11 protein-coding genes are annotated in these 12,610 nt (G+C 43.6%); 6 read left to right on the top strand and 5 right to left on the bottom strand.

All coding sequences use genetic code 11. The annotated features are described in order from the left end of the window. The first annotated feature begins 98 nt into the window (after nt 1-98). The 5 genes from OQY15_RS11495 (at nt 99) to OQY15_RS11475 (ending at nt 8,402) form a co-directional block, all read left to right on the top strand. Entirely contained in the window at nt 99-1,301 is a 1,203-nt protein-coding gene (locus tag OQY15_RS11495) for an MFS transporter (protein ID WP_265791752.1), read from the top strand. A gap of 180 nt (nt 1,302-1,481) precedes the next feature. Next, nucleotides 1,482-2,054 carry an RNA polymerase sigma-70 factor gene (locus OQY15_RS11490; protein WP_265791751.1) on the top strand — a complete coding sequence of 191 codons (573 nt, stop codon included), beginning with the start codon at nt 1,482-1,484 and terminating at the stop codon, nt 2,052-2,054. A gap of 71 nt (nt 2,055-2,125) precedes the next feature. Beyond that, nucleotides 2,126-3,262, top strand: a complete 1,137-nt coding sequence (locus tag OQY15_RS11485) for a FecR family protein (RefSeq protein WP_265791749.1) — start codon at nt 2,126-2,128, stop codon at nt 3,260-3,262. 292 nt (nt 3,263-3,554) lie between these two features. After that, on the top strand, nt 3,555-7,001 hold the full coding sequence (locus tag OQY15_RS11480; protein ID WP_265791747.1) for a SusC/RagA family TonB-linked outer membrane protein: 3,447 nt from the start codon (nt 3,555-3,557) through the stop codon (nt 6,999-7,001). A 6-nt stretch (nt 7,002-7,007) separates the two neighbouring features. Next, nucleotides 7,008-8,402, top strand: a complete 1,395-nt coding sequence (locus tag OQY15_RS11475) for a RagB/SusD family nutrient uptake outer membrane protein (protein ID WP_265791745.1) — start codon at nt 7,008-7,010, stop codon at nt 8,400-8,402. Nucleotides 8,403-8,477: 75 nt separating this feature from the next. On the opposite strand, the gene OQY15_RS11470 is transcribed toward OQY15_RS11475, so the two are convergent. The 3 genes from OQY15_RS11470 to OQY15_RS11460 form a co-directional block, all read right to left on the bottom strand. Next, nucleotides 8,478-8,786, bottom strand: coding sequence for a hypothetical protein (locus OQY15_RS11470; protein ID WP_265791742.1), 309 nt, complete (start codon nt 8,784-8,786; stop codon nt 8,478-8,480). A gap of 66 nt (nt 8,787-8,852) precedes the next feature. After that, on the bottom strand, nt 8,853-9,308 hold the full coding sequence (locus OQY15_RS11465) for a MauE/DoxX family redox-associated membrane protein (RefSeq protein WP_265791740.1): 456 nt from the start codon (nt 9,306-9,308) through the stop codon (nt 8,853-8,855). A 208-nt stretch (nt 9,309-9,516) separates the two neighbouring features. After that, complete coding sequence (locus OQY15_RS11460) at nt 9,517-10,116, bottom strand: Crp/Fnr family transcriptional regulator (protein WP_265791738.1); 600 nt, start codon at nt 10,114-10,116, stop codon at nt 9,517-9,519. Between the two features lie 617 nt (nt 10,117-10,733). Between OQY15_RS11460 and OQY15_RS11455 the strand changes: the two genes are divergently transcribed. Beyond that, a complete protein-coding gene (locus tag OQY15_RS11455) occupies nt 10,734-11,141 on the top strand; it encodes a hypothetical protein (protein ID WP_265791736.1) in 408 nt (135 codons plus the stop codon). 16 nt (nt 11,142-11,157) lie between these two features. Here OQY15_RS11455 and OQY15_RS11450 read toward each other — a convergent pair whose 3' ends face one another. Then, a complete protein-coding gene (locus OQY15_RS11450; RefSeq protein ID WP_265791735.1) occupies nt 11,158-11,526 on the bottom strand; it encodes a hypothetical protein in 369 nt (122 codons plus the stop codon). A gap of 15 nt (nt 11,527-11,541) precedes the next feature. Further along, nucleotides 11,542-12,582 (bottom strand): isoaspartyl peptidase/L-asparaginase, encoded by a 1,041-nt coding sequence (locus OQY15_RS11445; protein ID WP_265791732.1) that lies wholly within the window; start codon nt 12,580-12,582, stop codon nt 11,542-11,544. Nucleotides 12,583-12,610: the final 28 nt, after the last annotated feature.

The raw sequence follows: 12,610 nt of genomic DNA, 5'->3' as shown, positions 1-12,610 counted from the left end.
TTTAATGTTTGATAGAATACGGTAAAATTTCAGATTGCAGCAAATTTACGATTTAATTTTCGCTTAACTTTGCGCCTTTATTCACAGTTACAATCGTCATGCAGTCAGCCCATTCCGAAATTCCCCTGTCAAAAGTCCGTTTCACAATCATCGGTTTCGTCACATTCACATTTATAGGATATTTCACGATCGGTCTGGCACTTGGCATTCTACCCGTTTTTATCCACCAGAAACTGGGATACAGTACGATGGTAGCAGGAGTAATCATCAGCCTGCAATACGTCACTACCTTCCTGCTGCGCGGATATGCCGGCAGTATTGTGGATAAAAAAGGACCTAAACCTGCTGTATTGCTCAGTATGATTGGCTTCTCGCTCAGTGGCATCCTGATGTTTGCGGCTTACCTGTTCAGGGACATCCCGGCACTCAGTTTGGGTACGCTGGTGCTGACGAGGCTCATGACGGGTTTTGCCGAAGGCCTGATCGGCGCAAGCCCCGTAAACTGGGCAATCTTTGCGCTGGGCGACAAATATACGGGCAGAGCGATGTCGTTTAATGGTATCGCCAGTTATGGTGCCCTTGCTGCCGGTGCACCCCTGGGCCTCATCCTGAATAACACCTTCGGTATGGGCAGTATCGGTATCGTCATCGTTGCAGTAGGCATCATCGGTCTGCTGTATGCAAAAAGCAAGACTGCGATCCGCGGTACACATACCAGTGCAGCCAGACTGCCCTTCATCCAGGTGCTCAAAACCGTGGCGCCCTTTGGGATGTGCCTGGCACTCGGCGGACTGGGATTCGGCACCATCTCTACCTTCATCACCCTCTATTATGCCTATTTAAACTGGACAGGCGCTGTGCTTTGCCTGTCTGTCTTCAGTATATTGTTTATCGTCGGCCGTATCATTTTCGCAAGGTCCATCGAAACTTCCGGAGGTATGAAAACGGCCGTCTGGTGCCTTGCGCTGGAAAGCACAGGTCTTATGATCCTCTGGCTCGCAAACAGTCCGCATACAGCACTGGTTGGTGCGGGTATTGCCGGACTTGGATTCTCCCTGGTCTTCCCTGCCCTTGGTGTGGAAGCTGTAAAACTGGTGCCCTCCTCCAACCAGGGTGCTGCGATTGGTGGCTACGGCTTGTTCATCGATCTTTCTCTTGGCATCACCGGACCTCTAGTTGGTGGCGTGGCCAGTCATTTTGGGATGCTCTACATTTTTCCCTTCAGTATGACCATGGTATTTTCAGGTTTTCTTCTGGCCGTTTTTATCTGGCAGAAACAGAAAAAAGGGATGATCGCTTAAGCCTTTTTTTGGATTGAATAATCGTTTTAGTACCGCTATTTTAACGACCATTTATGTCATTTTAAGAAATTATAATCACATATTTTGGTTAATATTTCCTCGTAGCAGTAAATCCACAACTTTAAGGAATACGTATATTTATTTATTCTCCGCAGAATTAATATTAGCTTTGCCAGATAAATGACCGAATATACAACCCTAACTGACCGAAAACTGGTTAAACTGATCAGAGCTGGTAACGCCCAGGCGTATACAGAAGTCTATCTCCGTTACAGACGCCCATTGTATCTGCAGGCTTACAAAATGCTTCGTGATCATGAGGATGCCAGAGATATTGTGCAGGATCTCTACCTGAAGATCTGGGAAACCAGATATACACTGCTGGTCAAGACGAATCTGGAATCCTACCTTCACCAGGCTGTCCGGCATAGAGTTATCGATTTTATCAGACGACAGGTGACCGTAACCCGCTACCTGGATTCACTGATCACGTTCCTGGATCAGGAGCTGATCACACCCGACGAATATTACATAGAAAAGGAAACCCTGGACCTCTTCAAACAGGAACTGAATGCACTGCCAGAGAAAATGCGCGAAGTATTTGAGCTCAGCAGAACAGAGGGTCTGTCACACAAGGAGATCGCCAAAAAACTGGGTATCTCAGAGAGAACCGTCAAGAAACAGATTTATATGGCCCTTAAAAAGTTGCGTGTCGGCATGCATTATGCTTTGATTCCATATTTATTTTTCTAAAATTTCAATAACGCCTACTACCAAAGTGCCAGTATTCCGTCATCTATATAAACGGGGTAAATAATCAATCTATGGGTACTTCATCTGACAAAAATCTTTTCGAAAAATATGGTAAGGGCACCATCACCGATCAGGAGCTGCTACAACTGCATCACTGGTACCTGGAATATGCCAGGGCCTCCGATGCAAAGCCTGATCCTGAGCTTTATGAAAAAAATATGGCAGATATGGACCATGTGATCATGGCAACAATCTATCCTGCCAGAACAAAATTTTATATTTCGCCCTATTTGAAGCTGGCGGCTTTCCTGCTCATCGCACTGAGTATCACTTTCTTCCTTTACAATACATGGAACAACAGGATACAGCCGGAAAGTGCTTTTGCCTATGACATTGCTCCCGGCGGTCACCGCGCAAAGCTGATACTGGCAGATGGCAGAAAGATTGATCTTTCACAGGCGCTGAATGGTGAGCTGGCCAGGCAGGCAGGGGTGAAAATCATCAAGAGCAGCGATGGACAATTAACTTACCGGATGACCAGCAGAAAATCCGGCACAGAATACAATACAATAGAAATTCCAAAAGGTGGTCAGTATGGTGTGTGTTTGCCTGATGGTACTAAGGTATGGCTGAACGCTGCCTCAACATTAAAATACCCGGCTACTTTTTCGTCGCTGTCAGAGCGCAGGGTAGTGTTGAGCGGCGAAGCCTACTTTGAGGTGGTCCATAATGCGAAACAGCCCTTTATTGTCCAGACTGCCCGACAGCAGGTCAAAGATATTGGCACCAGGTTCAACATCAATTCTTACCCTGACGAACCGGGGATAAAGACCACGCTGCTCGAAGGTTCTGCAGCGGTAAGCACCGTTCCTCCTGCAGGCAGGCTTACTGAGAGAATTGTGAAGCAAGTTGAGCAGGCCGTCTTAACCAGCAAAGGACTTGTGGTGGCAGCAATCAATGCTGAGGAAGCGATATCATGGAAAAATGGCTTCTTCCAGTTTCAGAATGATGATATCAGCACAGGAATGCGGCAGATTGAAAGGTGGTACAATGTAGAGATCGTGTATAAAGGCACTTTGACTGATGAAAAACTGGATGGTAAACTTTACCGCAACATGAAGTTGTCCGCAGTACTCGATATACTGCTGGGCTCAGATATCAGCTATACCATCGAAAACAGAACTGTTACCATTGCGGGCAGGAAATAAAGTAGCATACAAAAACTAAATATATACCAGATTTCTAAAAAAAAAACAAACCATGATTCCACCATTACAACAACGGCAGGTTCTCTGACGGATTGAGGTTAATTCAGATATAAACACAGGAGTGTTACGAGCACTCCTGCGCTAAACTTTGGGTTAACCCTCCCGAAAGATTCGGGATAAATCTACATAACCAAATTCTTCCGATTAACCCAAACAGAACAAAAGTATGAAATTATATGCTTCTAAACCAGGCATGTCCGGCCTTTGGCTGCCTAAAAAATTGCTACTGAAAATGAAGTTGACCGCTATGATATTTTTCATTGCTCTTTTACAAGTTAGCGCTAAATCCTATAGTCAGCGAATCAATCTTGCAGAAACAAATATTACACTCGGTTCGGCACTGCATGCCATCGAACAACAAACGGGATATGTGACCGTGGCTAAAGATTTTGATCTCGATGAATACCGGATCAATGTATTCCTGAAAGATGCTACAATTGAAGAAGCCATTTCAAAATGTATACGCTCTCTTCAGCTCAATTACAGGATTGTAGATAAGAATATCATTCTCAGCCGCCGCAAATCCTCCGGCTTAACAAATGTAAAGGGTAGCTTTAAACGCCAGCCCGGTGACATCGATGTACATGGCCGCGTGGTTGATGAAAACGGAAAGGCCATGGAAGGTGCAGTGCTGAAGATCAAAGGTACCAGCCGCACCGAGGTAACAGATATTCTGGGCGACTTCTCTTTCATCGCCGTGGATCAGCATGCCACATTAAGCATATCCCATCTTGGCTACAACACACTCGAAATGAAGGTTCTGGTACAGCTGGGCAATATCCGGATGATGCCCTCCGTGAATCAGCTGAATGAGGTAGCTATTCTTTCCACAGGTTATCAGAAGATCTCAAAAGAAGGGAGCACTGGTTCATTTGTACTGATCGACAATAAGCTGGTAAACCGTTCGGTCTCTGCCGACTTCATCAGCAGGATCCGGGGAGTGACCAATGGCTTACTGGTAGACTCCGAAGTGGGAAACACGACAGGGATCAGTATCAGGGGCCGGAGCACGCTGTTTTCAGAAACAAAACCGCTGATCGTCATTGACAATTTTCCTTTTGAGGGCGACCTGAATACCATCAACCCGAATGATATTGAAGATGTCACGGTCCTGAAGGATGCTGCCGCAGCGGCGATCTGGGGCGTACGCGCAGGAAATGGTGTGATTGTGATCAGCACGAAAAAAGGAAAGCTAAATCAGCAGACAAAGATTGGTTTCAATACCAACGTGACCATCGGTGATAAACCTGATTTATTCTACCCGCCGCAAATGACTTCTGCAGAGTTTATCGCGCTGGAAAAGTTTTTATACACCAAAGGGAAGTATAACGCTACGCTAAGGAATAATTACGACCTGATCTCCCCTGTCGTGGCCTTGCTCGCTCAGGAAACACCTTCCAATACGGTTGCGACGCAGGCAAGTATCGAGGCGCTGAAGCGAAATGATGTACGCCATCAGATTGATCAGTATTTTTATCAAAAGAGCTTGCAGCAGCAGTATTACCTGAGTGTGAATGGCGGAGGCCAGAACAATACTTATCATTTATCATCAGGATATGACCACTTCAGTCCTGTAACGATCGGTTCATCAAACTCACGTTACACCTTAAAAGCCAACAACACTTATGACCTGGCCAACCATAAAGTACAGCTGAGCACGGATATTACTTTTACACGTTCCATTTCAAAAAATGATAATCTCAATGGATATACGCCGGTATATCCCTATGAGCTGATTGCAGATCCGAATGGAAATGCGCTGCCGGTCTCAAATTCACCAGGTTTAAGGGCTTCATTTACTGATACAGCCGGAAATGGCAACCTGCTGGACTGGAAATACCGTCCCCTGGATGAACTGAGGAAAAAAGCGAATTCTTTCAGCAGCGAATCCACCGACATCAGGGTAAATACAGGCTTGCGTTATCAGGTCCTGAAACCAGTGGCGGTTTCTGTAAACTATCAGTACTTCCGATCTTCGGGCATCAATAAAACACTGCAAAATCTGGATTCCTATTACACCAGAAATGCAATCAATGAGGTCACTCAAATCAACCGGAGCACCGGTGCAGTGATTTATCCCATGCCGGTAGGAAGCATATTCAGCAGAACCAATAATGCATTTGATGCTAACTATGGTCGTGCCCAGTTGGATCTTAAGCACACTTTTGCCAGACAACATAATCTGAATGCTATTGCTGGTTATGAAATACGCTCAGAAGCTGCGTCTGATAACAGTCAGAATCTCTACGGTTATAACCCGGAAACCGAAACGAATGTAATCGCAGACCTCCTGACCACTTTCCCGATGTATTATGGCAACCAAAGTAAGCGAATTGGAACGATTGTCAGAAGTCAGAACAGAACTGTAAACCACTACATTTCATATTATGCTAATGCAATTTACACCTATGACAGCCGGATTATTTTATCAGGAAGTTATCGCAGGGATGAATCGAATTTATTTGGTGTCTCAGCACAAAGAAAAGGAGTTCCACTTTTCTCAACCGGCATCGCCTGGAGTGTAGCGAAAGAGAAATTTTATGATCTTAACTGGTTGCCCAGATTGCAATTGCGGGCCACATATGGTTACAATGGCAACGTCAACAAGACAATTTCTGCATATACTACAGCAAGCCCCAATCTATCACCTAATTACCTGGGAACACCATTTACTTTTATTACGAACCCACCCAACCCATCCCTGCGTTGGGAACGTATTAAAAATATCAATTTCGGTCTGGACTTTGGCTTTAAAAAAGAGGTTCTTTCCGGTAGTATTGAGTATTATCTCAAGAACGGAGCAGACCTGATTGGAACCAGCCCGATCGCACAGCAGACGGGCATGAGTATATTCACAGGAAACGTAGCCGATACCCATACCAGAGGGTTTGACATCCAGTTCAACTCCTGGAATCTCACCGGGCAATTCAAATGGAGAACCACCGCGATCTTCAATATATCAAAAGATAAAGTGGCCAGCTATCAGGCAAATACAGGTTCAAATTTAAGCATCCTGAATCACAGATCTATTACACCACTGGTAGGTTACCCTATCCTGTCAGTTTTCAGTTTCAGATCCGCCGGACTGAACAATGCAGGAAATCCTCAGGGCTATTTAGCCGGGGAGATCAGCACAAACTATACTTCTATGGTAAACTCTACTAACCGGAGTGATATCAGGTTTGAAGGTTCTGCAGTACCCACACATTTTGGTTCTTTAAGAAACACCTTCAGTTTTAAAGCGATGGAATTATCAGTCAATATCAGTTATAAATTCGGGTATATCTTCAGGCGGATGTGCTTACAATACAATCCGCTCTATGAGGGCGATTATCATACCGATGAGTATAGCCGGCGCTGGCAGCAACCGGGAGATGAATTGACCACTACCGTCCCCGCGCTGATTTATCCTGCCAGTGTAAGTCGTGATCAGTTTTATGCATTCTCACATGCAACAGTTGAAAAAGGAGACCATATCAGGCTGAATGATCTTCAGTTCACCTATACCCTTGCCGGCAATGCATTACAAAAAATGGGTCTCGGTTCTGTAGGCTTCTATACCTATGGCAGTAATTTAGGAATCCTCTGGAGGGCAAATAAACGCCGGATAGACCCGGATGCAAGAACTGGTTACCCAGCTCCAAGAACTATATCTTTTGGTATCAAAACTAATTTTTAAAAAGTGATGAAAAATAGATTCAACAATATACATATTGCCCTTGCAGGGTTGCTGATCATGGTTTTATTGTCATCATGCAGAAAAGACTTTCTGGATGCTAAGCCCTCCAGCAATATTATACAGCCAGTGACACTTGAGGATTTCGAAAACCTGCTGGAAGGTGATAATTTCACCTATTCCACCTCTGCTCTGCCTGTATTATCCGCTGATGAATATAGCTATATTGATTATCCTACATGGCAATCAACGGCAACAGCGACAGAAAGAAATGCCTACATATGGGCATCTGATGTATTTGCGGGTCAACCCAATGTACAGGACTGGGCAAAACCTTATGTTGCGGTTTTTTATGCCAATAACATATTGAGCGGTTTGCAAAAAATAGAGGTCAATGCCGGTAATTCTGCAGAATGGAATTATATAAAAGGATGGGCGTTGTTTGAACGGTCCTATTATTTTTACGACCTGACCAGAAATTTCTGTAAAGCTTACGATCCGGCCAGTTCCAATACAGATCTGGGCATCCCTCTAAAACTCAGACCTGAGATCGATCAAATAGTGCAGCGTTCCACATTAGAGCAAACATACCAGCAGATCCTTAAAGACTTAAACTCTGCCAGAGTACTCCTGGGCTCATCAGTGCCCACAGCAAAAAAGAACAAAGCCACAGCGGTATCCGCCTATGCTTTGCAGGCAAGGATTTTCCTGAGTATGGGCGACTACACAAGGGCTGAACTTGCCGCTGACAGTTGCCTTGCTTTATATAATAAGCTTATAGATTACAACACGCTCAGCGTAAATGACCCATTCCCTTTTATCAAAACAAATGACGAAACTTTATTTACCACCGCTACTGTGCCAAGTTACTCTGCCACGGCCAGTTTGGTGAATAACTTTATCACAATCAATAATGACTTACTCGCTTTGTACAACAGCAATGACCTGAGGCGAAAAATATTTTTCAAGCCTTCTCCAAAAGGATTTGTGATGGGTGGCAATTATTTTGGACAGAACATATTCCCTTATACTGGTCTCGCGACGGATGAAATTTATCTGATCAAAGCCGAATGTGCGGCCAGGGGCGGCAGGACAGCGGCGAGTCTTTCTGCGTTGAACACTTTGCTTGTCAAGAGATTTCCACCTTCATCATTTGTACCTTTATCCGCCGCAACTTCACAACAGGCATTGGATCTTGTCTTATCAGAACGACGCAAAGAATTAGTTTGGCGGGGATTGAGGTGGGATGATCTCAAAAGGTTGAATAAGGAAGGGGCCGGAATTGTATTGACAAGAGTCCTGAATGGAACACCTTATGCCCTGTTACCAAATGACATTCGTTACGTTTTCCCAATCCCCTCAGATGAGATTGCATTGAGCGGAATTCAACAGAACAACAGATAATCAGAGTGCATTTCATAATAAAAGGGGCTTAAGCCCCTTTTATCATTACCTGTATTTGTTTAATAGTTTGTGTTTTTATAAGCCGAGATAGTATCCGGATCCTACGCCAATAAGGTAACCGTCATCTTCCCATTCGAACGCCTGCTGACTGGAGAAGCTATTCGGGATATGTCCATCCCCGGCGGCAGTCTCATAAAAGGCGCAGGGATTGATGGAGAGTGGCAGACAAAGCCCCAATAAATATGGAGTGTTAAATTTAACGTAATATCCTGATAGCGATTGTCCGTACCAGTCTCCTGTACTGTACTTTTTCTCAGGATTAAAGGTAACACTGCTCCCTACTGCAACTGTTGCAGCAAGCAAGCCAATAATGATTTTGTTCATGGTTTAAAATTTTAGGTTTAATAATAGGTAATCTTTTTATGTAACAGTTTTCAATATTTCTTCTGATCAGGACTCCCTGGGATACAATTTCAATCCTGTAATGGCCAACAAAATGAAGACTGCGTTAAACCAAATATGTTGTTTCCAGGTCATTGAACTCAAAACCCCTCCGCAGGTACAGATTAACTGGCTACCGGAATTGACCATATAAATTAAATATGCGGTAAAGACGATCATAATTGCCAGAGAAGAAAACAGTCCGGCCTTTCTGGTTTGCGGAAAGATCAGCAATGTGCTGATGAGGATTTCTACTGATGGAACTGCCCAGGCCACGATTACGTTGTACTGCCCGATCAGAACTGACTTACTCAACACAAACTTAAAGGAAGTAAAAGACTGTATTTTACTGGTTGCCGTGTATACGAACAGCAGGATAAAACAGTAGACTATGCTATCTGCAATTACAGCTTTTGATTTTGCTGAAACAGGATATTTTTGAACTCTTTTGAATAGTGTTTGCATGGGTTAAATATTGTAGTACCAAGTTAAACACGATACTCTTAATAGTTGTGCCCGTTTGTAGCAAACATATTCTCATTAAACACAAAATGATGTGACTATTTCACAATCTGGTGTAACATTTGGCGCATCAGCAGTCTTCAGATGCAGAGCGTCTCAGACGAATCAGGAATAGATACGAACACTTATAAACCTTTACTGATACAAAATTTTAAGAAGCTCTTTTAGAACGGGAGACCGTCTGACGGCTGGTTCCCAGGTATGAAGCGATTTCCTGCTGATGAAACTTCAGGTCTACCCGGGGAATGGATTTAACCAGCTGCACATAGCGCCCCACGGGATTCAGGGAGATGAAATCCATTATTCTTTTACGGCATTGTTTAAAATCGTTAAGAAGAATGAGATCTATAACCATGTGAAGATAGGGAAACACCCGAAGAATCTCATGCAGCCTTTTCTTTGACAAGGAGAGTAAAACACTATCCTGCATCACCTCAATATACAAATCACTGGGCTGATCGCTCAGAAAGCTGACTGAATCAATAATGATGCATTTTTCATCCCAGAAATACAGCGTGTGTTCTTTGCCATCCTCATCGTGAAAATATCCGCGCGCTGCTCCACATTCAATGAAGTAAATCTGGTCTGCCACATGACCTGGCGTAAGAAGCAACTGATTTTTCTTATGACTGCTGGTAGTAAGCTGCGAATCAACAAACTGCATCAGCTTTTCACGGTTCTTAACGTCTCTAAGCTCATCCGGTAAATTTTTGACGTTGAAAAGAACATCATATAATCCGTGGTTCACCATAAAAATCCTCTACAATTGCCTGAAAATTCTATAAGCATAATGAGTAATTAAACTTTCAGATAAAATAACGTTCAGCCATGACAAAGTAAACTTGGGCATTAATGCTTTTGCCATATCTCAAATCTGTAATTTATTATCACTATTAAACAAATCTAAAAATTTTTACTGTACTTACCACAAATAGATGTGTTTATTAATTGTTAAAAATCAAATATTATTTGGCACCTTACATGACAGAATTCAAGCCGTAAAAACTAAATCGGATGCAATAAAACACTATCAATCATACAGATAAGGCAACACCAAAACCATATCTGGTTTAGAATTATATTTTATCTGGCGGCCAAAATTTTACAAAAACCAAATAATCTGAAACGTAAAATGACCTTTGCAGCAAATTTTCCTTATTACTAAATATTGTTATAAAATCAATCTTCTTTAACACATATTTGTATCGGGTTATGGTAATTGTTAGATGGTAGCGATCCACACCCAGGATTAATTCGTCGTTTTTTTTATAAAAGCCGGTTCACTCATCCGGCTTTTATATTTTATAAATTCTTAACTTGTAGCGTTTTGCGCAACCGATGCGTTCTACCAACAAAACCTACATAATCATGAAAAAAATCTTAACACTCTCCTTCAGCCTGTTGCTCATTTTCTCGCTGATCAGCTGTAAAAAGAAAGAACAGGAATCTAACCTGCAGGGCAGCTGGGAACTCAGACGCATCGAAGGCATACAGGTAGCCGGCGTTGATCCAAACTTTAAATCAGGTAATGGAAATGTCCTGAAATTCAATGGAAATAACTATGAGTGGTACAATGAAAACAAGCTCCAATCCAGCGGAACATTTACCATCCAGCCTGATGTCAGACCAATCAATAACCTCAAGTCAAACTATAGCCTGACGCTGAGTAACGACAATCAAATCCAGCTCTACATCCACCTGGAGGGTAAAAAACTGGTTGTCTTTCTTGGAGTAATTGCTGCTGACGGCACAGAATCACATTACGAAAAGCAGTAAGTCATTTAAGCTATTACTATTCTTCAAATATATGTTGTTTCTTCAGCTCCTTTAAACTATAATGAGCTGTAGAAACAACGATTTGCAGATCAGGCTGAATACCCTGCCCTTTTACTCTTTCCCTTCTTTCTACCTCAATATCATCACCGTTGATCCTGCAATGAAGCTGTTCCTTTTCATCATCTACCTTGCCAAGATATTTCCTGAAGTTGATTGAATCGGTAAGATACCGGGCGTTTAACCTGCCGAGGATGCCTGCTTTATAGATCTCGATATAGAGCTTATTTTCCCTGGTCAAGGTATACTTGTAGTTTCTGCGGCTGGTGGGTTTCACACAGGCAGCCACCATGGCTAATAATAATAGAGAGAGCGTCAACTTTTTCATACCGGCAGCATTAACTTATTCCTTTTTAAAGATAAACACTTCAATTTTACCATCTTCGGTAACTGTGCCCCTATACATACCTTCGGTATTGAATGGCATGGCTGCATGGCCCTTTGCATCCAGTGCAATCAGGCCGCCATCACCACCCATGTTTCCCACCTTAGCTATTGCCGCCTGTGCAGCATCGGCAACAGTCATATTTTTATATTCCATCATCGCAGAGATATCATAAGCCACCACATTCCTGATATAAAACTCACCCCATCCCGTGCAGGAGATCCCGGCAGTGGCATTATTGGCATAAGTACCCGCACCGATAACCGGGGAATCCCCTATCCTGCCATACTTTTTATTGGTCATCCCTCCGGTAGAAGTTCCCGCAGCGAGGTTGCCCGCATTGTCCAGTGCCACAGCCCCAACGGTACCAAATTTATTATCCCGGTTCTGGGTCCCCAGCAGCATCGATTTTTTGCTGCCATGGTCTAGCACCGCTTTCGCAGAATCTTCACGGAGGGCCTTCTGCAGACCATCCCAGCGTTCTTTGGTGTAAAAATAAGAGGGATCTACAATTGCCAGTCCGGCTTGTTTCGCAAAGGCCTCTGCTCCCGGGCCTGCCATCATTACGTGTTCAGATTTTTCCATCACCGCCCTCGCCGCAGATATCGGGTTCCTGATCACGGTCACTCCTGCAACTGCACCGGCCTTCATTGTTTTGCCATCCATCACAGCGGCATCCATCTCATTCCTGCCCTCATGTGTGAATACAGCGCCCTTACCGGCGTTAAAAAGCGGGTTATCTTCAAGTGTATGAATGGTAGCTTCCACAGCATCGAGACTCGACTTTCCGGATTTTATTGCCGTATAACCTGTCTGCAAGGCCAGTTTCAGCGCCGCACGATAGGCAGCTTCCTTTTCAGGGCTCATATTTTTGCGGCTCAGGGTGCCGGCACCACCGTGGATAACCATCACATATTTTGGCCCTCCGGTTTGGCCAAATGTTACATCCGACAATAAACATAACAAAAGTACGGTAGCAGTTTTTAATGATTTCAACATAAAGATGAAGATATTGAATAATATTCTT

Origin of the sequence: Pedobacter sp. MC2016-15 (assembly GCF_026239695.1) — a bacterium.
Taxonomy (GTDB): Bacteria; Bacteroidota; Bacteroidia; order Sphingobacteriales; family Sphingobacteriaceae; genus Pedobacter.
The sequence above is the reverse complement of the archived record's forward strand: the minus strand, read 5'-3'. Positions and strand labels throughout refer to the sequence as shown.

What these genes read in the sequence shown, in the direction of transcription:
- OQY15_RS11445 (WP_265791732.1), bottom strand. Translation starts at nt 12,582, where the DNA reads ATGTTGAAATCATTAAAAACTGCTACCGTACTTTTGTTATGTTTATTG.
- OQY15_RS11455 (WP_265791736.1), top strand. Translation starts at nt 10,734, where the DNA reads ATGAAAAAAATCTTAACACTCTCCTTCAGCCTGTTGCTCATTTTCTCG.
- OQY15_RS11450 (WP_265791735.1), bottom strand. Translation starts at nt 11,526, where the DNA reads ATGAAAAAGTTGACGCTCTCTCTATTATTATTAGCCATGGTGGCTGCC.
- OQY15_RS11480 (WP_265791747.1), top strand. Translation starts at nt 3,555, where the DNA reads ATGAAGTTGACCGCTATGATATTTTTCATTGCTCTTTTACAAGTTAGC.
- OQY15_RS11485 (WP_265791749.1), top strand. Translation starts at nt 2,126, where the DNA reads ATGGGTACTTCATCTGACAAAAATCTTTTCGAAAAATATGGTAAGGGC.
- OQY15_RS11495 (WP_265791752.1), top strand. Translation starts at nt 99, where the DNA reads ATGCAGTCAGCCCATTCCGAAATTCCCCTGTCAAAAGTCCGTTTCACA.
- OQY15_RS11460 (WP_265791738.1), bottom strand. Translation starts at nt 10,116, where the DNA reads ATGGTGAACCACGGATTATATGATGTTCTTTTCAACGTCAAAAATTTA.
- OQY15_RS11465 (WP_265791740.1), bottom strand. Translation starts at nt 9,308, where the DNA reads ATGCAAACACTATTCAAAAGAGTTCAAAAATATCCTGTTTCAGCAAAA.
- OQY15_RS11490 (WP_265791751.1), top strand. Translation starts at nt 1,482, where the DNA reads ATGACCGAATATACAACCCTAACTGACCGAAAACTGGTTAAACTGATC.
- OQY15_RS11475 (WP_265791745.1), top strand. Translation starts at nt 7,008, where the DNA reads ATGAAAAATAGATTCAACAATATACATATTGCCCTTGCAGGGTTGCTG.
- OQY15_RS11470 (WP_265791742.1), bottom strand. Translation starts at nt 8,786, where the DNA reads ATGAACAAAATCATTATTGGCTTGCTTGCTGCAACAGTTGCAGTAGGG.